This window comes from Thermococcus sibiricus MM 739 (assembly GCF_000022545.1).
GTDB lineage: Archaea > Methanobacteriota_B > Thermococci > Thermococcales > Thermococcaceae > Thermococcus_A > Thermococcus_A sibiricus.
Genome location: NC_012883.1, coordinates 763,837 through 786,310, shown reverse-complemented (window position 1 = coordinate 786,310; position 22,474 = coordinate 763,837). Strand labels below are relative to the sequence as shown.

The 22,474-nt window shown below is 38.0% G+C and carries 30 protein-coding genes; 6 read left to right on the top strand and 24 right to left on the bottom strand.

Translation table 11 applies throughout. The annotated features are described in order from the left end of the window. Window positions 1-84 precede the first annotated feature (84 nt). On the top strand, window positions 85-2,526 hold the full coding sequence (locus TSIB_RS04240; protein ID WP_015849150.1) for a tRNA(Met) cytidine acetyltransferase TmcA: 2,442 nt from the start codon (window positions 85-87) through the stop codon (window positions 2,524-2,526). Between the two features lie 411 nt (window positions 2,527-2,937). Here TSIB_RS04240 and TSIB_RS04235 read toward each other — a convergent pair whose 3' ends face one another. From TSIB_RS04235 to TSIB_RS04225, 3 genes are read right to left on the bottom strand one after another with little or no spacing between them, the layout of a single operon-like run. Further along, window positions 2,938-3,693 carry a 7-carboxy-7-deazaguanine synthase QueE gene (locus TSIB_RS04235; RefSeq protein WP_015849148.1) on the bottom strand — a complete coding sequence of 252 codons (756 nt, stop codon included), beginning with the start codon at window positions 3,691-3,693 and terminating at the stop codon, window positions 2,938-2,940. A gap of 9 nt (window positions 3,694-3,702) precedes the next feature. Continuing rightward, on the bottom strand, window positions 3,703-3,951 hold the full coding sequence (locus TSIB_RS04230; protein ID WP_048160295.1) for a hypothetical protein: 249 nt from the start codon (window positions 3,949-3,951) through the stop codon (window positions 3,703-3,705). 9 nt (window positions 3,952-3,960) lie between these two features. After that, entirely contained in the window at window positions 3,961-4,461 is a 501-nt protein-coding gene (locus TSIB_RS04225) for a hypothetical protein (protein WP_048160294.1), read from the bottom strand. 172 nt (window positions 4,462-4,633) lie between these two features. On the opposite strand from TSIB_RS04225, the gene TSIB_RS04220 reads away from it, so the two are divergent. Beyond that, window positions 4,634-5,194 carry a CBS domain-containing protein gene (locus tag TSIB_RS04220; protein ID WP_015849145.1) on the top strand — a complete coding sequence of 187 codons (561 nt, stop codon included), beginning with the start codon at window positions 4,634-4,636 and terminating at the stop codon, window positions 5,192-5,194. Between the two features lie 3 nt (window positions 5,195-5,197). On the opposite strand, the gene TSIB_RS04215 is transcribed toward TSIB_RS04220, so the two are convergent. Both TSIB_RS04215 and TSIB_RS04210 read right to left on the bottom strand, forming a co-directional pair. Next, on the bottom strand, window positions 5,198-5,737 hold the full coding sequence (locus TSIB_RS04215) for a hypothetical protein (RefSeq protein WP_015849144.1): 540 nt from the start codon (window positions 5,735-5,737) through the stop codon (window positions 5,198-5,200). Between the two features lie 134 nt (window positions 5,738-5,871). Then, window positions 5,872-7,074 carry a proteasome-activating nucleotidase gene (locus TSIB_RS04210; RefSeq protein ID WP_015849143.1) on the bottom strand — a complete coding sequence of 401 codons (1,203 nt, stop codon included), beginning with the start codon at window positions 7,072-7,074 and terminating at the stop codon, window positions 5,872-5,874. Between the two features lie 274 nt (window positions 7,075-7,348). Between TSIB_RS04210 and TSIB_RS04205 the strand changes: the two genes are divergently transcribed. Beyond that, the gene (locus TSIB_RS04205; RefSeq protein WP_015849142.1) at window positions 7,349-8,026 is read left to right on the top strand and encodes a metal-dependent hydrolase; all 678 of its coding nucleotides are present in this window, start codon (window positions 7,349-7,351) and stop codon (window positions 8,024-8,026) included. Between the two features lie 33 nt (window positions 8,027-8,059). Further along, on the top strand, window positions 8,060-9,085 hold the full coding sequence (locus tag TSIB_RS04200) for a DUF7343 domain-containing protein (RefSeq protein ID WP_015849141.1): 1,026 nt from the start codon (window positions 8,060-8,062) through the stop codon (window positions 9,083-9,085). Between the two features lie 97 nt (window positions 9,086-9,182). Here the strand turns inward: TSIB_RS04200 and TSIB_RS04195 are convergent, their stop codons facing one another. The 7 genes from TSIB_RS04195 to TSIB_RS04165 form a co-directional block, all read right to left on the bottom strand. Next, window positions 9,183-9,329 carry a C2H2-type zinc finger protein gene (locus TSIB_RS04195; protein ID WP_015849140.1) on the bottom strand — a complete coding sequence of 49 codons (147 nt, stop codon included), beginning with the start codon at window positions 9,327-9,329 and terminating at the stop codon, window positions 9,183-9,185. 54 nt (window positions 9,330-9,383) lie between these two features. Next, window positions 9,384-10,196: a hypothetical protein gene (locus TSIB_RS04190; protein WP_048160293.1), complete on the bottom strand. Its 813-nt coding sequence runs from the start codon at window positions 10,194-10,196 to the stop codon at window positions 9,384-9,386. 68 nt (window positions 10,197-10,264) lie between these two features. Then, entirely contained in the window at window positions 10,265-10,924 is a 660-nt protein-coding gene (locus TSIB_RS04185; RefSeq protein WP_015849138.1) for a hypothetical protein, read from the bottom strand. Continuing rightward, window positions 10,921-11,634 carry a creatininase family protein gene (locus TSIB_RS04180; protein WP_048160292.1) on the bottom strand — a complete coding sequence of 238 codons (714 nt, stop codon included), beginning with the start codon at window positions 11,632-11,634 and terminating at the stop codon, window positions 10,921-10,923. The genes TSIB_RS04185 and TSIB_RS04180 overlap by 4 nt, the downstream gene beginning before the upstream one ends. A gap of 11 nt (window positions 11,635-11,645) precedes the next feature. Next, window positions 11,646-12,782: a glycosyltransferase family 4 protein gene (locus TSIB_RS04175; RefSeq protein WP_015849136.1), complete on the bottom strand. Its 1,137-nt coding sequence runs from the start codon at window positions 12,780-12,782 to the stop codon at window positions 11,646-11,648. After that, a complete protein-coding gene (locus tag TSIB_RS04170) occupies window positions 12,763-13,686 on the bottom strand; it encodes a lysylphosphatidylglycerol synthase transmembrane domain-containing protein (protein ID WP_228359831.1) in 924 nt (307 codons plus the stop codon). Before TSIB_RS04170 ends, TSIB_RS04175 begins: the two co-directional genes overlap by 20 nt. 1 nt (window position 13,687) lies before the next feature. After that, window positions 13,688-14,491 carry a UbiA prenyltransferase family protein gene (locus tag TSIB_RS04165; protein WP_015849134.1) on the bottom strand — a complete coding sequence of 268 codons (804 nt, stop codon included), beginning with the start codon at window positions 14,489-14,491 and terminating at the stop codon, window positions 13,688-13,690. 96 nt (window positions 14,492-14,587) lie between these two features. Here TSIB_RS04165 and TSIB_RS04160 point away from each other — a divergent pair, with 96 nt between their 5' ends. Then, window positions 14,588-14,941, top strand: a complete 354-nt coding sequence (locus TSIB_RS04160) for a helix-turn-helix domain-containing protein (protein WP_015849133.1) — start codon at window positions 14,588-14,590, stop codon at window positions 14,939-14,941. Here the strand turns inward: TSIB_RS04160 and speE are convergent. From speE to TSIB_RS04140, 4 genes are all read right to left on the bottom strand, one after another. Further along, window positions 14,907-15,761, bottom strand: a complete 855-nt coding sequence (gene speE / locus TSIB_RS04155; RefSeq protein ID WP_015849132.1) for a polyamine aminopropyltransferase — start codon at window positions 15,759-15,761, stop codon at window positions 14,907-14,909. The two genes, TSIB_RS04160 and speE, sit on opposite strands and share 35 nt — an antisense overlap. A 93-nt stretch (window positions 15,762-15,854) precedes the next feature. After that, entirely contained in the window at window positions 15,855-16,229 is a 375-nt protein-coding gene (speD, locus tag TSIB_RS04150; protein ID WP_015849131.1) for an adenosylmethionine decarboxylase, read from the bottom strand. Window positions 16,230-16,290: 61 nt separating this feature from the next. Further along, the gene (locus TSIB_RS04145; RefSeq protein ID WP_015849130.1) at window positions 16,291-16,767 is read right to left on the bottom strand and encodes a pyruvoyl-dependent arginine decarboxylase; all 477 of its coding nucleotides are present in this window, start codon (window positions 16,765-16,767) and stop codon (window positions 16,291-16,293) included. Window positions 16,768-16,972: 205 nt separating this feature from the next. Then, on the bottom strand, window positions 16,973-18,109 hold the full coding sequence (locus TSIB_RS04140) for a cation:proton antiporter (protein WP_148206161.1): 1,137 nt from the start codon (window positions 18,107-18,109) through the stop codon (window positions 16,973-16,975). Between the two features lie 92 nt (window positions 18,110-18,201). On the opposite strand from TSIB_RS04140, the gene TSIB_RS04135 reads away from it, so the two are divergent. Continuing rightward, the gene (locus TSIB_RS04135; RefSeq protein ID WP_015849128.1) at window positions 18,202-18,609 is read left to right on the top strand and encodes an ACT domain-containing protein; all 408 of its coding nucleotides are present in this window, start codon (window positions 18,202-18,204) and stop codon (window positions 18,607-18,609) included. Here TSIB_RS04135 and TSIB_RS04130 read toward each other — a convergent pair. From TSIB_RS04130 to TSIB_RS04095, 8 genes are read right to left on the bottom strand one after another with little or no spacing between them, the layout of a single operon-like run. Next, window positions 18,589-20,118 carry a monovalent cation/H+ antiporter subunit D family protein gene (locus TSIB_RS04130; RefSeq protein ID WP_015849127.1) on the bottom strand — a complete coding sequence of 510 codons (1,530 nt, stop codon included), beginning with the start codon at window positions 20,116-20,118 and terminating at the stop codon, window positions 18,589-18,591. The genes TSIB_RS04135 and TSIB_RS04130 overlap by 21 nt on opposite strands. Further along, entirely contained in the window at window positions 20,115-20,408 is a 294-nt protein-coding gene (locus TSIB_RS04125; protein ID WP_015849126.1) for a cation:proton antiporter subunit C, read from the bottom strand. Before TSIB_RS04125 ends, TSIB_RS04130 begins: the two co-directional genes overlap by 4 nt. Next, entirely contained in the window at window positions 20,401-20,823 is a 423-nt protein-coding gene (locus TSIB_RS04120; protein WP_048160291.1) for a Na(+)/H(+) antiporter subunit B, read from the bottom strand. The genes TSIB_RS04125 and TSIB_RS04120 overlap by 8 nt, the downstream gene beginning before the upstream one ends. Beyond that, window positions 20,820-21,065, bottom strand: a complete 246-nt coding sequence (locus TSIB_RS04115) for a hypothetical protein (protein ID WP_015849124.1) — start codon at window positions 21,063-21,065, stop codon at window positions 20,820-20,822. The genes TSIB_RS04120 and TSIB_RS04115 overlap by 4 nt, the downstream gene beginning before the upstream one ends. Continuing rightward, on the bottom strand, window positions 21,062-21,292 hold the full coding sequence (locus tag TSIB_RS04110) for a hydrogenase subunit MbhD domain-containing protein (RefSeq protein ID WP_048160290.1): 231 nt from the start codon (window positions 21,290-21,292) through the stop codon (window positions 21,062-21,064). Before TSIB_RS04110 ends, TSIB_RS04115 begins: the two co-directional genes overlap by 4 nt. Then, entirely contained in the window at window positions 21,273-21,587 is a 315-nt protein-coding gene (gene mnhG / locus TSIB_RS04105; RefSeq protein WP_015849122.1) for a monovalent cation/H(+) antiporter subunit G, read from the bottom strand. The genes TSIB_RS04110 and mnhG overlap by 20 nt, the downstream gene beginning before the upstream one ends. Beyond that, window positions 21,584-21,859: a monovalent cation/H+ antiporter complex subunit F gene (locus TSIB_RS04100; RefSeq protein ID WP_015849121.1), complete on the bottom strand. Its 276-nt coding sequence runs from the start codon at window positions 21,857-21,859 to the stop codon at window positions 21,584-21,586. The genes mnhG and TSIB_RS04100 overlap by 4 nt, the downstream gene beginning before the upstream one ends. Next, window positions 21,835-22,440, bottom strand: coding sequence for a monovalent cation/H+ antiporter subunit E (locus tag TSIB_RS04095; protein ID WP_015849120.1), 606 nt, complete (start codon window positions 22,438-22,440; stop codon window positions 21,835-21,837). The genes TSIB_RS04100 and TSIB_RS04095 overlap by 25 nt, the downstream gene beginning before the upstream one ends. Between the last annotated feature and the right edge of the window lie 34 nt (window positions 22,441-22,474).

The following is a 22,474-nucleotide window of genomic DNA, read 5'->3' as shown; positions in this document are numbered from 1 at the left end:
TATAAAAGTTTAGCGTTTAAATTAGCATCTTAATGAAGTATAGGTTTTTAAAGATTCCAACTTTTTCATTTCTGGGGATGAGAAATGACTGTGAAAGTGAGATTTGACAAGGAAGTGAGAGAGTACGCCAAGAGCGAGGGTATTAAAGACTCAACTCTGAAGCTCACCGAAACAGCCCTTGCTGAATCTATTGAAGGATTCCACAGGAGAATAATAGTTCTTGCAAGCGATACAATGAAAAAGGCCACATTGGCTGGAATTCTTGGAGGGGCCTCTGCTAAAATAATCTCTTCAATTCTGGGGGAACTTGTGAAAAAAAAGCTTAGAGATGAAAGTGAAGATAAGGTGGAAATGTTATATGCCACCGATGCCCTTGGACCAGAGACTTTTGGGAGAATGAGATATGAAGAATTCAGAAAACACTTTGATATTCTGGCAGGGGACAATGTGAATGTAACTTCTGTAACATTCAAATATACTCGGGACATTCTGGGAAGAACTTACGATCTTCTTGTTCTTGACCTCAGCTACGATTTTTCTCCAAATGATCTTGGTAGAATAATTGAGACTGTGAGAGGAGGGGGATTAATTTTTGTTCTTGCGAACCCCTTTGAGAAATGGAAAAAGATGTGGACCGGTTTCCACAAAAGCCTCGTTACTCCTCCGTATACGATAGATGATGTAAAAAAGCGTTTTAACAGAAGACTAATCAGAAAACTCGAAGAGCAAGAGGGAGTCTACATCCTAGATGCAGATACACAAAAGATCGTAAAAGGGCCAGAAGAAGGAAAAAGCCAAGCAAAACTTCCTGAAAGAGAGAAAATTGAAATACCAGGAAAAATGAGGTTTCCAAGAGAACTTTATGAGCTTTGTCTCACAAATGGTCAAGTTGAGGTTCTTAAAAATCTCGAAAACCTCATAGAAAGAGACGGTATGATTGTCCTAACTGCAGATAGAGGGAGGGGAAAAAGTGTCAGCGTAGGCATAGGCTCTATTGGGTTGGCAGTTAAATCCAAGAAGAAGCGTGTTAGAATAGTAGTAACAGCCCCAGAACTTGAAAATGTTCAAAGTCTTTTCCGTTTTGCAAAAAAGAGTCTCCAAAAACTAGGCTATAAACCAAAAGTGATTGAGGAAAATAGTCTTATAAAAGAAATATACGCTAAGGGTATCGGATTGAGGTATTATCCTCCAACTCAAGGATACAATATGAACGCCGATGTTTACGTTATTGATGAGGCCGCTGGAATTCATGTCCCAATCCTCCATAAATACCTAAATAAGCCAAAAGTTATCTATTCATCAACAATACATGGATATGAAGGAGCCGGGAGAGGATTCTCTGTTAAATTTCTCAAGAAGGCGAGAAACAAGAGAGAATTTAAAGAAATTCATCTCTCAGTCCCAATCAGATATGAAAGCAACGACCCCATTGAGAGATGGCTCTTTGATGTTCTTCTCCTCGATGCAGAAGCAGTAGCGCTTACAGAAGAAGATTATGAGTTTATTAGAAAGAAAGAAGTCTACTTTGAAAAGCCAGACCTTGATGATTGGTTTGAAAATGATAGAGAAGATTTGAGACACTTTGTTGGTATCTATGTTCTTGCCCATTACAGAAATAAGCCAAGCGACGTTGCACTTTTGGCCGATGCTCCTCATCATGAAGCAAGGGTCCTTCGCTTGAAGAATGGAAAGATAGTATGTGCAGTACAGATCGCCAAAGAGGGAGGAATCCCAAAGAAGGACATAGATAAAATGGCTAAGGGATACAAACCGAGAGGCAACATAATACCAGACATGATGGTGAAGCACCACTATTCGAAGGAGTTTGCACGACTAAAAGGATACAGAGTTGTGAGAATAGCAACCCATCCAGATGCTATGGATATGGGGCTTGGAAGCAGAGCTCTCGAATTGTTAATATATGAAGCTGATAAGGAGAACTTTGACTGGGTAGGAAGTGGATTTGGAGCAAGTGAAGAGTTGATAAGATTCTGGATCAGAAATGGTTTTGCCCCTGTTCATTTAAGCCCTTCAAGAAATCCCGTAAGTGGGGAATACACAGCTATAGTGATAAAACCAATAAGTAAAAAAGCTCAAGAAATAGTCAAAAAAGCCAATGACGAGTTTAGAATACGATTTACAGAGTGGTTAGGGGACACGCACAAAGACCTGGAACCAGAAATAGCTAGGTGGTTGTTTGAGACTCCTTTTGGGGAGAGTGTTGACTATCCATTGAACATCACAGAGGTTCAGAAAAAGCGTCTTGAAATGTTTGTTGGGAAAGTTTTAACTTATGACACCGTTCTAGATGCAGTAAAGCCAATAGTTAAGCTTTATTTCCTTGATGGATGGATGAAACCATACCTCGATGAAAGACAAATACATCTACTCATTTACCGTGTTCTTCAATCCCACACGTGGGAAGAAACGGCCAAGCTTATCAACAGAAGCCCAATGTTCACGATGATTGAAGTTAGAGATATAATAAGGGGGCTCTGGTATTATTACAAGCACGTGATCAAATAGGCTCAAACATCTGTTTTTTCGTTTTGCTACTATTTTTATAATTTAATATAGAGCAGACCAGAACTCTTCCAATTGCTTTTTAACCCCTCGGAATTGGAGGATAATAGCATCAGATTACTTTTCTTTGGAAGTTCGTTGCCTCATGTTTCACCCATTCTTTTTTAACTTCAGGCTTCCTCTCCTTCTCCCAAAACCTTCTCAAACTCTCGAAACTAAACATCACACATCACCAATAATTAATAGAGTGGTCAAACTACAAGGGGATGATGGTCAAAAATGAACAAGCCTGGCAATAAAGCCATGAAAAAATAATAACAGGCTCAGTTTCGTCGATCTCGGGCATCAATACCCCAAAGGCCAATCTACATCATTGCCTAAGGGAGGATAGTACAGAATATTTAAAAACTCATCTTAGAGAACATTCAAATACTTATGCACCTGAAAACTCAATCCAACGTTTTCCCGCCCCATAATTTTAGCTGCAGTATTATATAGCCTCATCAACTGAGTTTGAGACATTTCAATGGGCTCTCTGGGTTGGATAACTATTGGGGCCTGCCCTTTTAGAAGTTTAGCATACCACTTAACATCTTCTTCCTTTGTATTTTGTGTAACCACAAGCTTTGCATAAGTTTTTACTCCAGATCGCTTAAGGATTCTAATGCTTTCTACCTCCTTGAGGACAAGATTTTTCCAGTCTTCTGTAGCTCTTGCAGTCGCATCCTTAATATCAACGCTTGCATAATCTACTAGATGAGCAATATCATTTATTCTCTCCGGTCTACTTCCGTTGGTCTCCAAGAAGTTCTTAAATCCCAATTCATGCATCTTCTTCATAAGCGTTGAAAGATTCCTTGTTTGTAAAGTTGGTTCCCCTCCAGTGTAACTTATAGAGTGTATATCACCAGTATCAAGGTGAAGGATGGCACTAACCACCTCCTCAAAATTTGCCGGATTTGGTTTATATTCAAATTTTCCAGTAAAAGGTTCTACCTCATAACGCCACTTTGGAACTTTAGAAGCTATTATGTAATTTGCAGAGTCGCACCACCAGCATTTAAGATCACAACCCGCAAATCTAACAAAAATTTGCCTCCTACCAAAGGCACTGCCTTCTACGCTTCCCCCTTCTCCTTGCCAGCTGTTGAAGATCTCTACCAGAAACATACACTCACCTTAGAGCTCAATTCCTTTTACCTTGTCACTTACATAACCTTCGAGTATTTCAATCTTGACATTTCTTTTTTCTCCAGTTAAATCGGCCATTAGTTCCACTCCTTTTGCGTAGTCCCAAAGTCTTCTCTTTGCATCTTCATCAATTGCCTCGCACATTATTATGATCTCCCTTGGGTCTTTCTTGCTTGCCATTTCCACAACTTTCAGGGCATCACTAACCGTAAAGAGACCCTTTTTCTTGAACAGCATTTCTACCACCTACATATATTTTGTTAAAATTGAAACAGCCTCATCCAAAACATGCCTATCTTCACTATCCACCACATTTTCAAGATAATAAAGACCTTTGATGTTAAGTATGATGTAAGCTTCATTTCGCTCCAGTCCCAATTCATGGGCTTCATAGTAAACTCTATGCTCTCCGAGAGCATCATTTAACATCTCAACGAAATAGTTTATCTCATCTGTTGTTAAATCTTCCCATCTGCTTTCCATTTCATCAAAATATTGCTCAAGAATTTTTAGTATATCAAGATCAACTTTTAATATTCCCTCAATATAGGGAAATTCTCCAATTCTAAAGACTTTGATGCCTTCATCATCTCTAATTCCAATGTAATCCCATAACAAAACGCCTTCTATAACATTGACACCATATTTGCTCGCAAGATATGTAAATCTCTCCATGGCTTCCTCCATATCCGCTACAAACTCCTCTTCGTCATTAAAGATTACAATCTTACTCACCGTACCGGCCATAAATTCCCCCACCTTGAAACTCATCAAGTTCTAATAGTTAATAAATGATTTGGTGTTTTCACATAGCTCCTCACCATAAAGGGCTAACCTTTCAAGTAATAACACAGAATATCTGAGACCTCTGCGAAAGTTTTTAAACTGTAACTTAAAAACTAATAACCGGTGGTTATACATGGTAATTATTCCTCAACCTATTGACCCCAAAGAAATCAAGAGATTTCGAAAAGAATTAGGAATAACGCAAGAAGAGCTTGCCCAAAGAGCGGGGGTCACCCAAGCATATATAGCAAAACTGGAGACTGGAAAGGTTGATCCGAGGTTATCAACTTTTAATCGAATTCTGCAAGCCTTAAAAGAGTGTAAAAAAAGCCGTTTTACAGCAAAAGAACTCATGTCTTCTCCTATAATAGGGGTTAAACCATACGAAACTGTTGAATATGTTGTTAAACTTATGAATGAATACAACATATCTCAAGTGCCCGTGATTGCTGGAAACAAGGTGGTGGGCTCTATAACAGAAAAGACACTTGTGCGAAAAAGTTTTGAGTATGAAGACTTGCTCTCCAAAAAGGTTATGGAAATCATGGACGGACCGTTTCCTATAGTGAATGAATATGAGAGTATAGAAGTCGTGAAGTACTTACTGGAGGAACATCCAGCAATTATAGTGCAAAATAGAGAGGGGAAACCAGAAGGGATAATAACTCGATCGGATCTATTCAAGATAAAGTAAAAACTAAGGAGACAACGGCACAAGTGTGTATTCAAACAGAAGACTGTTGGTTGTGGCATTGTAGACTTCCACGGTGTAGTGGACAACATATGCATTTTCTGGGAATGGATATCCCAAGTCGGAAGCTTTGAATGCACCTTTTTCTTTATACTTTTTATTCTCGTTCTCGTTTAATATCACTATTTTAACATATTCTTCGACCCTATACTCGGCCTCTGGAATGATGTCTGGATCTCCCCAAGAGACAAGTGAAGTCTCATTGTACCCGAAGAAGCCTTTGCTAATATTATTAGTATACCAAATAAAATGACTTGCCATCCAGGCTCCTTCTGGAATGTTAAAGCCAAACGGTAAATCCCAGTCCTTTGACCATTTGACAATTAACCAAGTACTTTCTGGCATTAGGGTTGATTCCAAATACCCCTCTTCCCAACCCACGTAGATTCTGGCCTTAGAAAGCATTTCTTCTGGGATTGCTGTGGTGTATTGAATAGACATTCCAATTAAAAATCCCAGTATTAAGAATACAACTATTCTCCTCATTTTATCACCCCAATAAATTTCAGTATATGATAATTTGAGCTAAACTATTTAAGAATTTTCAAAACTTACTTTTTTACAAAGAGTACTGAAACTAAAGACTTAAGAACTCCTTCTCAAATAATGTAAAGAAAAGATCAACCGTACATAACTTCATGTGCGGCCATTTGCTGTGCCAGCTTTTCCTCTGATCCAAGAACCTTCTCAACTCCCTTTAGAAAGTCTTCTTGTGTCACATATTCCCTTCTAGATCTAATTGCAAACATTCCTGCTTCTGTAACAATGGCCTTTAGATCGGCACCACTGGCCCCCTCTGTCATCTCAGCTATTACTTTCAGATCAACCTTTTTGAGATTCATCTTCCTCGTATGTACCTTAAGAATTTCAAGTCTTCCACGGAAGTCTGGTAATGGAACTTCTATCAATCTATCAAATCTTCCAGGCCTTAGTAATGCAGGATCTAGGATATCGGGCCTATTAGTTGCCGCAATTATCTTTACCTCACCCATTGGATCAAACCCATCTAACTCGGCCAATAATTGCATCAATGTTCTGTTAACTTCCCTTTCTCCACCAGTTGTTTCATCAAGTCTTTTGGCACCTATTGCATCTATTTCGTCAATGAAAACTATTGATGGAGCCTTTTCTCTCGCAAGCTCAAAGAGTTCGCTTACTAATCTCGCTCCTTCCCCTATATACTTCCTCACAAGTTCACTTCCAATAACTCTTATAAAGGTCGCATTAACTTCATGAGCTAGGGCTTTAGCCATTAAAGTCTTTCCACAACCCGGTGGCCCATACAGTAAGACACCCCTTGGAGGCTCGATTCCTACCTTCTCAAAAAGCTCCGGATGTTTCAGAGGTAATTCAACAGCTTCTCTAAGCTCTACTAATTGCTTCTTTAAACCACCAATGTCCTTGTATGTCACCGTGGGCCTTTCAATAACTTCAAATCCTAGGACAGATGGATCTTTCTGGGATGGTAAGAGCTCTATTACTGCCATTGTTCTTTGATCCAAAGCAACTCTTGAACCAGGCCTGAGATTTTCTCTCTCTATCCAAGGAGCAATTCTCACAACAAATCTTGGCCCATTGTAGTTTTGGACAATTGCTCTATCTTCATCCAAGAGTTCAATTAGAGTTCCAGCAAATGCCGGTGGCTGTCTGAGTCTTGACATCTCCATCCTCAAGCGAGAGAGTTCTCTCTCGAGCCTTTCTTTATCTGCTTCAAGTGTTCTCACTTGGAGTTCAAGTTGCCTTATTCTACGTTTGAGATAGTAAACGTAATCGTCATATTCTTCTTCATGACTTTTGACATTGACATCTTTAACATCACTCATAATTTCCCCCTCCTACAATTTAATTATGTAGAAGAACCTTATTAATCTACTCATTCACTCTCCCCAAAAGTAACTGAGTGAGAGCTTTATAAACTTTTGGATTATAAAGGAACTTCCAATAAATATTCCACCTTTTTTTATTTAATACGTTGCTAAATAAACCATTTTTAATTAAATCTAAAGAAAAGCCCAGAATAATTTGCTGTGCTCCTTCGAAAGATTTAAGTAATGTTTTGTTAGTATTAAATTTTGAATATTATGGAGGTGGAGCAGAATGGTAAGAATTAGATTTTTAGGGCACGCTGCTTTTGAAATAGAAGGTGAAGGAAAGAAGATACTCATTGACCCATTTTTGAGTGGAAACCCTACCGCAGCTGCAAAACCAGAGGATTTTGAGAGAATAGATTTAATTCTCGTAACCCATGCTCACGGAGATCATATAGGAGATAGTGTAAAAATTGCTCAAAGAACTGGAGCAAAGATAGTAGCGATGTATGATATAGCCAGCTATCTCGTGGAAGAAAACCAAGGGATAACTACAGTAGGGATGAACTATGGTCCCACCGAAGTTGATGGTGTTAAACTAGTCCAAGTGCCAGCTTGGCATTCAAGTAGTGCTGGAGGATACAGCATAGGTAATGCATGTGGATACATCATGGAATTTGAGGGAATAAAAATATATCATGCCGGGGATACTTACGTGTTTAAAGACATGGAACTCTTTGCAGAACTTTACGGAATAGATGTAGCATTGCTTCCAATAGGAGGCCACTTCACAATGGGACCGAAGGAAGCTACAAAAGCTGTTGAATTCCTTAGGCCGAAATACGTTATTCCAATGCACTATGGAACATTTCCACCAATAGCCAAGAACCCCGAAGAGTTTAAAGCACTTGTTGGAGACAAGGCAGAAGTCATTATATTGAAACCTGGAGAGGTTTTTGAGCTTTGAAAAAGCTTTTAAACTTTCTTCTTTAGCTTCTATGTGGTGACCGGATTGAAGACAAGATTCACAGTAACAACACTAATTATAGCATTGATTATAGGGTCATTTATGAGTATCTTAGTATATGCACAAGAAGAAAGTACCAATAGGCCAGAATACGACCTAATAATTGTTAGAAATGATGATCTGATTGATTATATTACAGTTCAGCCCTATGCACGACTTCTTGATATTCCTGTCCTTCCTGTTAACCCCCAAGGATTAGATGAAAAAACTTGGGCCCAATTGTATTCTTATGTCCAGCTGGGATGGAAGAAAATACTGATAGTTGGAAATTCAAATGCTGTAAGTAAGGAAGTTGAAGATGAGCTCCTTAAAATGGGTTATAGCGTTACCAGAATAGGTGGTGATGTTAGAACAGAAACTGCAGAAAAATTAGCGATTCATTTTTACCCAACTGGCTCAAAGACAGTTGTAATAGCAAGTGCTCTAGATTACGGATCGGCCTTAGCAGCATCAAAATTTGCCATGGAGTATGAGCTTCCAATGTTACTAACACTCGAAAATGACTTATCTGAGCACGCAATTGCAGGGTTATCGAGTTTAAATCCAGATCTTGTAATAATCGTCGGCACTGGAATAAACGAGACAATAGAAACAAAACTCCACAGTATGGGGTATCAAACCTACTGGCTGGGTAGAACGGTTGAAAAACCACCTGTTTCGCCCCCTAAAGAACCCTCACCATATACATATTCATTTATCGGTGCAGTATTGGCTTTAGCCATCACCGTACCTGTTGTGCTCTATTGGGCAAAGAAGAGATGGTATTCCAACAAAATACCAGTAGAAGTACTTACAGAAAAAGAAAGAATCGTGGTAAAAGCACTAATAGACCAAGGGGGCAAAGTAAAACAAGAGGATCTTCCTGAACTTACGGGGTACTCTAGGCCCACTGTTAGTAGAATAATTCAAGAGCTAGAAAAGAAGCAGTTAGTTGAAAGAGAAAAAGTGGGCAAGACTTTTATCGTCAAACTTGTCAAGGAGATAGACTTGAAAGAATGACCAAAGATCCCTTACATTTCTTTTAAAACTCTGGCCTCATCGATAGAAGAAAATCGAAACCAATTTCATCCTTTTTTAAATTTAAAGAGAAAAGAAATCATGCCTTTTTAAAAAGATGGCCATGCGCTCTATTTACATGTCTTGTGTAATCCTTGCTCTTTTTAAATACCCTTCCACATCTGGGACATTTAAAAACTATCTCTTTGTCCCTATTCATAAGTTTAATTGCCTTTAACACTGCCATCTCCCTCCACCCCCGTGGAATAATCCCAACACTGAATTTTTAAGTTTTGCTCTTTCACACCCATATTCGATTTCCTTTCACTTTAATATACCCCATTTTCTGAAGCTCTTTCAAAAAGTCCTCCAGCGCTCCCTCATCAAAATAGATACTTATTTTCTCTCGTTTTCCTTCAATGCTTATTGGTTCGTGTTCTAAAAGGGCCTCTATAAGGTCAATCTTTGTAGTTTTCTCCTCGGCCAATGAGAGAATCATTTGAGCAAGCACTGCTTTTCCAATACCAACAAACATTGCCTCAATAAGAGACTCTCCGGTGACATATTCCTCTGCAATTTCCAAAGCCTTTTTTATTAGTTCTTCTTCAATCTCTAGAATTTCTACAAAATACTTTCTCACAAAAGAGAGTTCTGTTGTAAGGGTTGCATCTAGTTTCCCTTCTACTTCTTCAAGCACATTTTCAAGATCATCTATGTTAAACTTAAGCTCAATTTCTAATTCTTCCAGTCGTGGCTTAGCAAGCAATTTGAGTTTTTCTTCACCAGCAACGTAACCTCCTTCTATTAAAGCTGCTATCAAAGTGACTTTAGCAATATCCACCTCATCAAAAAGATCTTCAAACTCTCTTTCTTCTTCCACTTTCCAATTGGACATTAAAACGTTAAATGCAACTTGTATTTCATCTAACGTGTCATCAATAACAGGTGTTATTCCTTTAGATCTCTTGATCAACTCTCCAAATTTACCTCTAATAACCATAAAATGATTAAGCTCCCAACTAAGCTTCTCCTGAGTTTTATTCATTACCCCTTCTTTACTAAGTTCTTTTGATAGGGATATCATATCTTCTTTACTCAATACTTCTAATCTCATGATCATCCCTCATTAAACACAAAAAGTCTCTTCAGTTATAAACCTTGACCATGTCTAGAGTCTCTCACTCAGGTGTGAGGAGAAGAGACTTTTTCTTCAGATATGGTAAGAAGAAGTTTTTTTAGAGGTTTGTTTTTCAACAATGTCACAACTTCATTTATCTCACTTGGGCGGACTGAGTCTCTGTTTAAATATAGATAAAGAGCATATGCCATCACTTTGGGATCCCCTTCATTCAGTTCTGTTATGGCATCCGCCACTTCACCTTGTAACAACCTATTTGCAATTTCTTTCAATTTTTCATGATCTTCCTCTTTCAATGCTTCTTTTAGTGGGATATAAAACCGATTTAATGCCAAACGAGCCATTCTTTCTTTCTTTTCAAGATAATTTATAGGGTTCTCTGGTTCACTCTGTTTGGAAAGAAAGAAGTAGTAAAGAAATGGAATTATTATAAAAGCCATCATAGCCCCAATATATGGAGTCAAAGAAAAGGGCAATATTTCAGAATATTTATATTTTAAGTAAAGAAGTAATGTCAGTCCCATGAAACCCCAAATTACGAAAAACATGATATATAACTCGCCTGTTTTTGTTCGTCTTTGGAGAATTTGATATTTTGAAGTGGCTCCTACTCTATCAAGAAACTTTAATCTCTCCTCTATCAGCTCTATCTCAGCTTCAAGTCGCTTAATTCTAGTCTCGATTTCCTCCAAGACTTCTTTCATAGCAACTCCACCAAAATGTTTGTTATTTTTTCACTAACTACTTCCAATATCTCCTCTCCTTTTTCCGCAGTAGCGTTATGGGGATTATCATTTACCCCATTTGGAAAGATATCAAGTCCAATGTCCTTTTTGATTATCCTGACGGGTCGGGTTCTTCTCTCCCCTATGGCTTTTTCCATTTTTACAAGTTCTGGATTTATTGCAAGAATTACGGAGGTTTCATCTTCACCTGCATGCCCCTGAGAGGAACATATCCTCGATATCTCCTCTTTGAAATCCATCCACCAGTTTATTAGTACGACTTCCACATCATATTTTTCGACAACTTCTTCAGCAGCTCCAATAAGGGGGTATATGTTTCCCCCATGGCCATTTAAGATTATAACTTTCTCAAAGCCTTCTTTAGCAAATTCCTCTAGAATTTCCTGCACGTACTTTTGGAATGTCCCAGATTTTACATTTATTGTCCCCGGGTACACATTCAAAACAAAACTATGTCCATACCAAATGGGAGGAGCAATGAGTATATCAATCCCCCTATCCTTTAGTTTTTCTTCAACTCTTCTTGATATCTCAAGAGGTGCAAAAACGTCCGTACCCAAAGGTAAGTGTTTTCCATGAGCTTCCACACTGCCCACAGGAAGTATGAGGCCTTTTACCCGCGTCTTTATTTTTTCAAAATCTTCCCAAGTGAGTTCTTCCATTTTCATTGGAATCACTATCATTTACTCAAAAGAACTTCCTCATAAGCTTTTTCTATTTTAAGAACCACTTTATCCCATGAGTACTTTTCCTCTACGGCCCTTCTTCCATTACTTCCATACCATTCTCTAAGTTTTTGATCAGTTAAGATTCGTTGGATGGCATTTCTAAGAGCAAGTTCATTTCCAGGCGGTACAAGTATCCCTGCTTCATTTTCTTTCACAATCTCCGGGATTCCACCAACACTGGTAGCTACCACTGGAACTCCTGCAGCCATTGCCTCAAGAACAACTATTCCAAATGCCTCTGCTGTGACCGAAGGTAAGACAAAAACATCTGCGATTCCAAAGAGTTCTGGAAGTTTATTATCTTCCACATACCCCATGAAAACAACTTTTTCGTCAATTCCAAGGAATTTTGCCTGTAATTTAAGGAAAGGGAGCATTTCCCCATTTCCAACCATTACTAAGGTTGCATCCTCTATTTTAGAAAACGCATTCAAAAGAACATGCGGGCCTTTTCGGTAAGCCATTCTACTAACGTATAAGACAACCTTCCCCTCAATCCCAAGTCTGGACTTTAACTCTTCTTTATTCCTCAGAGGGGTAAATCGCTTGTCATCAACACCATTTGGGATAATGGATATTGGTGAATCAGTAAAATGCTCAACAAATGCCCTAGCTGCTTTACTAACTGCAATTATCCTATGCGGATATTTCAGGTAGGATGTAAATACTGGAATTGTCAATCCTAGAGCTTCCCAAAGGCGTGAATCATGGGCAAAAGATATGCTATGGGTTGTAAGTAACGTTGCTTTATTCATTATTCTTCCTGCTTTGGCAGCTTTCAATGCAAGGGGAGTAAATGCATGATGAGAGTGAATAACATCAAAATCATGTAGGAACTCATTAAGTTCTTCAGAGGATTTAAGACCATAGCTTAAATTAATATCAAGAACTGGTGAAACTACCCCTGGAATCTTTATCAAATCAATGCCTTTTTCAGCTAATTCACTTTCTTTCCCTGTTTCCCAGTTATTAGTCACTATAGCAACTTCATGACCTCTTTCCTTTAATTTCAAGGCTAAGTTATGCATGTGAGATGCTACTCCCCCTATTTTTGGATAGTACCAATCACTAACCAGTGCTATCTTCATGATGACCACCTAAGAGTCTGTAAAACACAAAAGCACCTGCAATTGAGTACATGTACTGAAAGATGAATTTATACAGAAACGCAGTAAGGGCTGCTTTTGTGGATGAACCGATCCCTACAAGAATGCCAAATTCATTTGCACCTATTCCCGATGGAATTCCACTTAAAGATGCAAAAATAACACTCATTAAAAATGCATAAAGGGCCTGTTTAAAAGAAATTTCAAGAGAGAATGCCTTTCCTACTAACACCAACCCCAAAATCTGAATAAATATCACCACAAGAGAGATTGAGAACACTGATAAAAATCCAGATTTATTTTTCCGAGCAATGTTCCATCCTGCGTATCCCCTGTTCCACCAATCCCTTAGCTTTTCAGGAATCTTTTTTGCACCGAGAGTTTCCCAAAATCTGAAAAAAGCTAACGCTGTTTTGTGAAAAACCTTATCATACAAGAAGGCAAGTAAAATTAGAGCTATCCCAATAAGACCCAGTTTTGTAAACCCCAAAAAGATGAATCCAAATGAGAGTATAATCACAATTTCCATTGCCATCCCGAAGGCAAGAGATGACAAAGCTGCAAAATAATCTCCCCCAACCAGTTTAACTTTTACTATATGGCTTACGGTGGGAGGTAGAATCGCCATAAGATAGTACCCGCTAACAAAAGCTTGGATTGTCCGTTTAAAACTCGTTTTTTGAACCCTTCTTAAAACAAGATACCACCTAGTAGCTGCGAAAAAAAGGGTAAGGAATGACAAAAGGATTGCAAGGAATAGGTATTCATAATTAGCTTCTTTCAGAGCAATTGAGAGCTCATTGAAATCAATACTTTTATATAAATATGCTAAAGAGATTAAAAAAGCTACAGCACTAAATAGCATCCTTAAAACTTTCTTTTTCACTTTAAACACCTATTATAACCTTTAAGGCGTGTACAAGCAGAAATAACACCATTGCACTATCCCAAATTCTATAACTTATCCTTCTATTTCGTGTTGCAACTCCTAAAATACCCACTATCCCAAAAGGAGAGTATAATAAATTCAACAGGAGAGTCAGAGAGAGCAGAGAAAGAATATTAATCAGAGCCTCTGAAGTGCTTTTCCCGATTATTATCGGCGTTGTTTTTAAATTGGCCTTTTGATCACTTTCATAATCTTCTAAATGATTCCTAAGTTCCATAGCAACAGAGTATACAAAGAGGGATAATGCAATGAATATTTCAGTGTCACTAAGCACTCCATCAAAATAACCACCATAAATGAAGGGAAGCGCTCCAAAGAAAAGGCCGTGAGAGAATACATCTGCTATGGGTATACTCTTCAGCCTTGGTGGAGCTGAATAGATGGTAGCCAAAAAACTCATCGTAATATAAATAACAAAAGCAGGCTTCGAGATGAAATATGCTAATATACCTCCAAGAAGTATTGTAGTTAGAGATGTGAAAAGAGCAACTTTAAAACTTAATTCCCCACTTGCAACAGGGTTTTTATGCTTTTTCCGAGGGTTTAATAAGTCAGTATCAACATCAAAGCAGTTATTTATAGCGAAGGCATAACCAACATACAATATGAGTGAAATCGCCAATAAGAGGGCTTCAAAAACCTCAGGATTATTTTTGAAACTTATAACCATTCCAAGAAGCCCCATACCAATAAATGATCTTCCATCAATTATCCTTGTATTCTTAGCTATAACTCGTAACATTGAAATCCCTCCACTAAAAGGTCTCAGGAAAAATATTTATAAACCTTTTCACAGAACTGTGAAGAGGTATGAAAAAAATACTTCATAGTGATTAAAATGGAAGAGGTGCTCGAACTGTTCACAAAGAAAATCAAAAATTTTGAATTAACACATTCTGAAATTAAAATATACTCTCTCCTTCTAAAAGAAGAGTTGACCCCAAGACAAATAGCAAAAAAAGTTGGTTTGTCTGAAAGAATAGTCCGGGAAAAATTAAAACACCTCCTCGAATTGGGATTGATTGAACGGAACCTAATAAAACAAGGATGGTTGGGTTATATTTACCGAGCTAAAAATCCAAAAGAAGCCCTAAAATCAGTATTTTCCAAAATGGAGGAGCTTTTAGGACTTTTAGAAGAAGAATACAAAAAATACTCTAAGAACCACCTTTTCCCTCAAGGAGGTCTCTAACATATTTGGGCATTTGGAACAAGGTTTCGTGTCTCTCTGGATCATAGTATTCTAAATCAAGAGTTTTTGCCCTGTCAAGGTCTACTTTCATGAAATCAATATCTCCTTTTACTCCAACTAAAAAGCTCCATGGTGATGCATAGCCAATTACTGGGAAGGTAAAGTAGTATACTTTGTCAAACGCTTTTTTCATGTTTTTGTAAGCCCCCAAGACCTCATCTGTAAAGAGATAAACACTACCTGATTGGGTGATATACAGCCCCTTCTCATCTAGAGCATCGTATGCATTTTTGTAAAATTCTTCACTGAATAGGAGTTTTGCTGGGCCAACTGGATCTGTAGAGTCAACAATTATAACGTCGAAGTGCTCTTTATGTGATTTCATGTATTCCACACCATCACCAATTATTAATTTTGCTTTAGGTTCCTCCCCTCTTATCAGTCTTTCCAACAGGCCCCCATCTATTTTCAAGTACTCTCGAGATACCTCAACTACCTTCTCATCTATCTCCACCATGATAGCATTTTCAACACTCTCATGTTTCAGGACTTCTCTCAGGGTACCTCCATCCCCTCCTCCAATCACAAGAACTTTTCTGGGATTCGGATGAGATAACATTACAGGATGAACTAGGGGTTCATGATAACTCCTTTCTCCTTTCTCAACTAATTGGACTGTACCATCAATAACAAACAACTTTCCAAACCCTTCAGTCTCATAAAGTTCAATCTTCTGATAATTGCTTTGAACCTCAAGGATTTTCGAAGTGATTTTAAATCCCACGCCGTAACCTCTCGGATACCACTCAACAAACTCCATTATTTCGCCACCTCGATGAAAGCTTCGACAATATCTTTTAAACTTTTGCTTTTATAACGAATTTCAACCCTCTAATAATTATAAAGGGGGGATTTATCCCTTAAACAAAAGCCCCCTATCCAGTTTTACCAGAGTTGGTCTTTTACATTTTAACTCCCTGATTATATACTCGCTTGCCTTAAGAGGCATGGTATGATCTCCACATGTATAAACATCAACGGCAGCATAGCCGTGTTCGGGCCATGTGTGAATTGCAATGTGACTCTCAGAAACGACAACAACACCAGAAACACCTTGTGGTGAAAACTTATGGAAACGCTTATCTATAACAGTGGCATTAGCTACTTCTGCGGCTTCAGTAAGGATTTCCTCTATCCTTTCTATATCGTCTAATATTTGAGGATCGCATTCGTAAAGATCTAAAACTACATGCATTCCTATTGGGTTGTCCACAACTACTTGAACCATCAACGTCACCCCCTTCCATACACCACACCTCCTTATTTCTTTAAAGTTGAAAATGAAAAGTTCAATAAGGCAACATAACAACCGCAGCAATTGCAGCGACAGGCCTATCTTTAACCGTTATCTCAGCAACTGCGGCTTTAAACTCTTTAAGCTTCCAGCCTCTGACCTTAAAGCCTTCTTCAACCATTTTATGAACCATCTTTTCAGCCTCTTCTTTTGTGCAATAGCCACTGTACTCATATATAAGGCCACCTTCATTTCCTTCGCTTATTCCAACGCCCAAAGCAGCGGTGATTGTTGATCCTGGTTCATCGCTCTCTATATGAGCATAGACTGTGGGAAGGAGCATGCCTACTGGAATATTCTTTGGAAGTTCATCTATCCACTCTATATATGCAGGGATAACACTGCTGAGCTTTACCAAATTGACATTTCCAATCCCCATTTTAAGTAAAGCATTGTCAAAAGCATTTAATTTTGTACTTCCCTCAGCACTTGCAGCAAGCAAAATGGCTTTTTTAGGGGTTGTCCAACTCATTTCTGCCTACCTCCTTTTTATTCGGATATTATCTAATTAATCTTGATTTTGAGATTATTTGATCAAGAATTTCGCCATCAATTTGAGGTTACCAACATATTTGCTTATAAGCCTTTCGCTTTCACTTGAAAAATAAATACAAGCATTTTACACCGATAAAAAAAGTGACAAACATTTAAAATATTATTAATCAGAGGAAATTAACTCAAGAATTGTTTTTTGATATAAATCTTCCAATACTTGTAGAGATAAACATTCCCAATATGCTAGCCAACGAGGCCAGAGCATAGAGATGTTCGCTCAAGACTCCATATTCGTATCCTATTTCACCCACAAGAAGGCCAAGAACACCAAAGCTTGCTACTCCACTTGCTCTAACAATAGTTTTCCGAGGATCCTTACCCCAAGTAAAGCCCATTGTAAGTAGGATTCTAAGAATATACACAAGAATGAAGAAGTAAACAACCTCCATTGAGAACTCAGTTTCAAAGTTAATACCACGCCAAGCGAAGAATATAGGGGCAAAGATGCCATAAGTAACTCCTGAGATTATTGTGTGAACTCTTCTGTATTGTTTAGTACCTATCAAGTCACTGTGGAGCAAGAGACCTACTACAAACGCACCAATACTAAAGTGAAGACCTATCATTTCACTTAAAAGAGCTATTGAAGTTGATAGAACCATCACTAATCCAAAGACTGCTTCATCACTTTTTAGGCTTCTAAGCCCTTTAATAATTAATGCCTTATGCTTTACGTTGAGGAGATAATTTATTCCAAACAAAGTCCCCAAAAATATCCCATCTTTTACAAGTTCCATTATCAGGCCTATGTAACTCAAATGAGAAACCTCAAAGTTAACTAGGATATATAAGCTGACAATGGCACCAATCTCGCTTATTACTGCATAAGAAAGAGCAACATGGAGAAAATCATCTCCAAAGAATCTTGAGAGCCGTAAAACTATGGGAGCTGAGGCCACTGATAATATAGCTCCTACAATAATGTTTTCATGGGAGAGAGTGTAATTTGTAAAAGGCAACGTGACAAAGGTCATAAGAGCATAAGTAAGGATGTAAAGAGGAATACTTTTCTTCCCACCAATGTGGACTTCCTCTGGAGTAAGTTCAAGACCTGCATACATCATGAGAAAAAATATGCCAAACTCTGCAAGAAGATTTAGCTCTTCCTTGGGCATGGAAGTAAGAACTATTCCCAAGAATAAACCAGCAGAAATCTCTCCAAGGAACCCAGGATAACCAATACGTTCAAAAATCTCAGCCAAAATCCGTGCAAGCGCAATTATGATAAATACATACCCAATTACTCCGTATGGCCCCAATGTTGCACCTCCCAAAGGTATGTTGTATGTCTAATTAAAAAAGTTTCTGAAACGGCAGAAGCTTTTTATTTTAGTAACTCCTTAATTTTTTTATGCGACACTACGAAATTTTAAAAATAGTCGAAAATGGAAAGATTAAGATTCCTCTAGAATGGGCCTACGAAGTTGGACTTATAAAGGATGCCTATTTTCTAGTAGAAATTGACACTGATTTGAATGAGATTCATTTAGAAAGAATAGCTTTACCCGGAAAGCAACTTATGGAAATTGAACTTGTAGTAAAAGATAAACCAGGTGTTTTAGCCAAAATAACGGGGCTATTAGGAAAACACCGAATTAATATTCTTTTTAGCGAAGCAGAAGAAATGGAAGGGATAGGCCTAGGAGCGATCGTAGCAGTTGTTGATATAAGTGAAATAGACACGAACTTGGAGGAACTCTTAAAAGAGCTTAAAGAAATAGAGGAAGTGATGGAAGTCTCAATAAATAGAATTGAATAAGATAAACAACAAAAACGCTCCTAAAAAGAGCATGTATACGTTTATTTCCCTTCCAAGTTCAGAGACGGTATCTGGGAAAAGAGGGGATAGCTGGAACTCAAAGAGGCCAAGTTTTTTGAGTACGTAAAACAACCCAAAACCAATAAAAATAAATGACAGGTCCCTTACCAACTGTAAGTGTGGATAAAAATATATTCCAGTAATTAACGTAAGCAAACCAACAGATAGAGACACCATCTCTTTTTTAAATGTAAATGGGACCCTTTCTCCTCTTTTTAGAAGATAATAATTGAGTTTTATAAATGAGGTTAATGTACCAATTCCACCCGCATAAAACACATACTTCAGAAGACCATTAATTTCTTTAACTAGCATGAATTTCCCAAATGCTCCTACGAAAGGACTAATGCCTCCAATAGCAAGGCTCAATAGGACGATTGCAACCATCAAAAACTTACTATGCCGATAGGATAACTTTTCTAAATCTCTAGTGCCATAATGCTCAGCTATAGTCCCCACACTCAAGAAGAGCCCTCCTTTAAAGAGAGAGTGGGCCATAGCATAATAAGCAGCAGCTAGAGGATTTAATAGACCTATACCCAGCAGAACGTAACCCATTTGAGAAACTGTATGGTATGCTAAAAGTCTTTCAGAGTTTTTCTGGATTAATGCCATTGCTATGCCAAAAAACATTGAAAGGAATGCAGTGGTAATGAGAATACTTTGCATCAAAGTACTAATAGGAAATGTTAATATGAGGAGAATCATTCCATATGTAGGAGCTTTAACAACCAAACCCGAGAGGAGAGCACTTATTGGAGCATCTGCTTTAGAGTGAGCATCTGGAAGCCAGAAGTGAAGAGGAAATACACCAATCTTTAAAATAAGCGATGAAAATGCCAAGACTAACGCCACGTTTATCTCCTTAGAAAAAACTAAATTTTCCTTTATTAAAAAAAGATTTAGGTAGCCTGTTTTCAGATAGATTATTCCAATTGCCAAGATAAATATGTAAGAAGCCAGTAGCGAAAAAAGAGCATATTTGAAGGCTGCTTTTTTAGCGCCTTTCTCCTTAGAAATTGCCACCAAAGCAAAGCTGGAAACAGAAGCTATCTCCATGTAAATATAATAATTAAAAAGATCTCTACTTATAAAAGCTCCCAAAAGTCCAGCGTGAAGGAGAAGAAGAACCACATAAACCTTATTCTCACTTTTTTTCGGATAGTAATCGCCGTAAACATAGAACGCTACAAAAGTGAAGAGGAGTAGTTCAGCGGCTAAAAATGGAAGATTATATGAGTCTATAATAACCTCAATTCCCGAAATTCTTTCCCATCCTCCAACAACTTCACCGAGAGGCAACTTTTGAATTATAGAAGAAATAAAAAGCCAAGGAGAAAAAGCTCCAATTAAGAACAAATACTTAGAAAGCTTTTGTTTTCCTAATGCTGGTAAGAGGGAAATAATAAATGCAAAAAGTAAAGGACTGGCTACAAGTAGCGGAATCATTCTTCTTCCCTCCTAATCTTTAGAACTAATGCCAGAGCAAGGGAAGTAATAGCAACATCGACTACAAGGGTCGTGAGCATTAGGGTTGCTGGCAATGGATCTACAACAGTACTCCTTGGAAGTATCGGAACATCTCCCCCCTCTATATAACCGGTGCCAATAAAAAATAATACAAGGCCAATAGACACCAAGTTTATAGAAAGAACCAATTTGATTAGATTTTCTTTTGTCATGAGAGCATACATGCCAATGAGCATAATTATAATCCCAGTGAATTCTGCACTAATCATGTTCTACCCACCTCAACAAGATATAAAACATAAATGTAAAAGCAGCACCCACCTTCAAAGCTACGCCTATATTAAACAAAGGAACAATACCTCCGCTTAAAAGTGATCCAAATGAGCCTCCTCTCAGAAAATTGAAGAAAAATCCCCCAAAAAGCAAACTAATAATCCCTAAAGAGACTAAAAATACTCCAGAAACCCCCTCAATAAGTTGAACTTCCCAAAATTTGAAAGTTTTTCTTACCTTTTTATATCCATGTGAAGTTATCAAAAGAATAATACTAACTGCAAGGATGACTCCAGCTTGAAAACCTCCACCTGGGCTTAAATGACCATACATCATCAAGTAAGTAGAATAAACCACCAGAAATGGACTCACAAGTTTTGTTGTTGTTCTCACTATTAGACTCATCTTCACTTCTTCTTCCCTCCCAAAAGCAAATAAAAGCCAGCGATTGCAGTGAACAACAAAGTAGCCTCTCCCAAACTATCATAAACCCTCCAATCGGCCAAAATTGCAGTAACCAAGTTTGGGACTCCTACCTCTTCCCAGTGAGTAATGTAATACTCGTAACTTCCCCCTTCAACCCGAGAATAATCTAAGGAAGTAAAAATGACTAACAAACCAAAGGTTATTAAAAATGCTATTATCCTCTTCATTTCTCTACCTCCCTAATGGTGAAAAGAAAAGCCCCAATAATAATTGCTCCAACTACAATAGCAGACAACGCAACATCCGGAGCTTTTAACAATACAAGTACCAGCACAAAAGTTAGACTTAGGAAAGCATATTTAACCACAGCATTAACTAAGTTCTTTTCTTCAACCACAGCTATTGAGAGAAGTATCATAATTATAAATAAAATTTCAAGGATTATCCCATGCATACATATCCACCACGACTTCTGGTTTTATCCCATATTTGTAAGCCCCTCTAGCAATTGCATGAGAAACCATGGGGTTTATTAGGGCTATTAAAAACGCCAGCACGAGAAATTTTAGCTTGATCAATAAGGAAGCTTCCGAAGCAATAGCCAAAGCCATTAGTATGGTCATCGCTCCACCGGTATCGCATTTCGTTGCTGCATGAAGCCTTGTATACACATCGGGAAAGCGGAGAATCCCAAGCGTTCCAAATATCATTATCGATTCCCCAAGGAGAAGGAGAAAATACTCTATCATCCCGCCCCCTCCATGTATTTTGCCAGTATTAACCCTCCTACCGCATTTACCATCAAAAGCACTATCGCAAGATCAAGGAAAAAGTACTCTTCCATTATAAATCCAAAAATTGCTAAAATTACGACAAGTTTCGTGGTCACTGTATTTATACCAACTATTCTATCAGCTAGAGTGGGCCCAAAAAGAACTCTATAAGATAGTATCAGGGAAGTGGCTATCAAGATTAAAACTCCCCACCCAAAGGGGTTTACCAAAAGATCTTCCTCAACCATCCTTCTATGTCCCCCTTGATTTTTTCACCCGCTTTCTCTCTATTGAGTGCTTCTACACTTATCCAATGCACATAAAGATAAGTTTCACCTAATTTTTTGTTAACATCCAGAGTCAATGTTCCTGGAGTCAGAGTTATGGAGTTGGCAAGAATAGTTACTCCAGTATTTGAATGCAATTCAGTTTTTATCTTTACTATACCCGGGTTTATATCCATAAACACTGCATGCTTTGCTACTTTAAAGTTGCTCTCAATTAACCTAAATGCCATGATAAATAAATATTGTGGAATGACAAAGAAACTAATATAGAGGATTTTTTCCAGTATATGACCGCTTCTCCTTATATCTTCGGTGAGCATTTCATGCATAAACGAAGATATTACCAAAGTTGCTAACCCGCCAATAAGAAGGTTCTCTGCTTTCAAGTTCGCACTTATAATCGTCCAAAAAGAAAAGAGCAAAATCCAAGTTAAAACTACCTGCTCCCATTTTGGGAGCTTTTGTGCTTCATAAGTCTCAAATAGTACCCTTTGCTTAACATCATCAAGACGCTCTCTTAAATAAAAAGGAACCCTACTCATGTATTATATTTGGTTTTTCAATAGTTATAACCAT

What these genes read in the sequence shown, in the direction of transcription:
- TSIB_RS04180 (WP_048160292.1), bottom strand. Translation starts at nt 11,634, where the DNA reads ATGAAAATGGAAGAACTCACTTGGGAAGATTTTGAAAAAATAAAGACG.
- TSIB_RS04110 (WP_048160290.1), bottom strand. Translation starts at nt 21,292, where the DNA reads ATGCATGGGATAATCCTTGAAATTTTATTTATAATTATGATACTTCTC.
- TSIB_RS04225 (WP_048160294.1), bottom strand. Translation starts at nt 4,461, where the DNA reads ATGGCCGGTACGGTGAGTAAGATTGTAATCTTTAATGACGAAGAGGAG.
- TSIB_RS04230 (WP_048160295.1), bottom strand. Translation starts at nt 3,951, where the DNA reads ATGCTGTTCAAGAAAAAGGGTCTCTTTACGGTTAGTGATGCCCTGAAA.
- TSIB_RS04175 (WP_015849136.1), bottom strand. Translation starts at nt 12,782, where the DNA reads ATGAAGATAGCACTGGTTAGTGATTGGTACTATCCAAAAATAGGGGGA.
- TSIB_RS04190 (WP_048160293.1), bottom strand. Translation starts at nt 10,196, where the DNA reads ATGAGATTAGAAGTATTGAGTAAAGAAGATATGATATCCCTATCAAAA.
- TSIB_RS04165 (WP_015849134.1), bottom strand. Translation starts at nt 14,491, where the DNA reads ATGTTACGAGTTATAGCTAAGAATACAAGGATAATTGATGGAAGATCA.
- TSIB_RS04220 (WP_015849145.1), top strand. Translation starts at nt 4,634, where the DNA reads ATGGTAATTATTCCTCAACCTATTGACCCCAAAGAAATCAAGAGATTT.
- TSIB_RS04195 (WP_015849140.1), bottom strand. Translation starts at nt 9,329, where the DNA reads ATGGCAGTGTTAAAGGCAATTAAACTTATGAATAGGGACAAAGAGATA.
- TSIB_RS04145 (WP_015849130.1), bottom strand. Translation starts at nt 16,767, where the DNA reads ATGAGTTGGACAACCCCTAAAAAAGCCATTTTGCTTGCTGCAAGTGCT.
- TSIB_RS04160 (WP_015849133.1), top strand. Translation starts at nt 14,588, where the DNA reads ATGGAAGAGGTGCTCGAACTGTTCACAAAGAAAATCAAAAATTTTGAA.
- TSIB_RS04215 (WP_015849144.1), bottom strand. Translation starts at nt 5,737, where the DNA reads ATGAGGAGAATAGTTGTATTCTTAATACTGGGATTTTTAATTGGAATG.
- TSIB_RS04240 (WP_015849150.1), top strand. Translation starts at nt 85, where the DNA reads ATGACTGTGAAAGTGAGATTTGACAAGGAAGTGAGAGAGTACGCCAAG.
- TSIB_RS04095 (WP_015849120.1), bottom strand. Translation starts at nt 22,440, where the DNA reads ATGAGTAGGGTTCCTTTTTATTTAAGAGAGCGTCTTGATGATGTTAAG.
- TSIB_RS04205 (WP_015849142.1), top strand. Translation starts at nt 7,349, where the DNA reads ATGGTAAGAATTAGATTTTTAGGGCACGCTGCTTTTGAAATAGAAGGT.
- speD (WP_015849131.1), bottom strand. Translation starts at nt 16,229, where the DNA reads ATGGTTCAAGTAGTTGTGGACAACCCAATAGGAATGCATGTAGTTTTA.
- TSIB_RS04185 (WP_015849138.1), bottom strand. Translation starts at nt 10,924, where the DNA reads ATGAAAGAAGTCTTGGAGGAAATCGAGACTAGAATTAAGCGACTTGAA.
- TSIB_RS04235 (WP_015849148.1), bottom strand. Translation starts at nt 3,693, where the DNA reads ATGTTTCTGGTAGAGATCTTCAACAGCTGGCAAGGAGAAGGGGGAAGC.
- TSIB_RS04130 (WP_015849127.1), bottom strand. Translation starts at nt 20,118, where the DNA reads ATGATTCCGCTACTTGTAGCCAGTCCTTTACTTTTTGCATTTATTATT.
- TSIB_RS04100 (WP_015849121.1), bottom strand. Translation starts at nt 21,859, where the DNA reads ATGGTTGAGGAAGATCTTTTGGTAAACCCCTTTGGGTGGGGAGTTTTA.
- speE (WP_015849132.1), bottom strand. Translation starts at nt 15,761, where the DNA reads ATGGAGTTTGTTGAGTGGTATCCGAGAGGTTACGGCGTGGGATTTAAA.
- TSIB_RS04210 (WP_015849143.1), bottom strand. Translation starts at nt 7,074, where the DNA reads ATGAGTGATGTTAAAGATGTCAATGTCAAAAGTCATGAAGAAGAATAT.
- TSIB_RS04115 (WP_015849124.1), bottom strand. Translation starts at nt 21,065, where the DNA reads ATGAAGAGGATAATAGCATTTTTAATAACCTTTGGTTTGTTAGTCATT.
- mnhG (WP_015849122.1), bottom strand. Translation starts at nt 21,587, where the DNA reads ATGATAGAGTATTTTCTCCTTCTCCTTGGGGAATCGATAATGATATTT.
- TSIB_RS04125 (WP_015849126.1), bottom strand. Translation starts at nt 20,408, where the DNA reads ATGATTAGTGCAGAATTCACTGGGATTATAATTATGCTCATTGGCATG.
- TSIB_RS04135 (WP_015849128.1), top strand. Translation starts at nt 18,202, where the DNA reads ATGCGACACTACGAAATTTTAAAAATAGTCGAAAATGGAAAGATTAAG.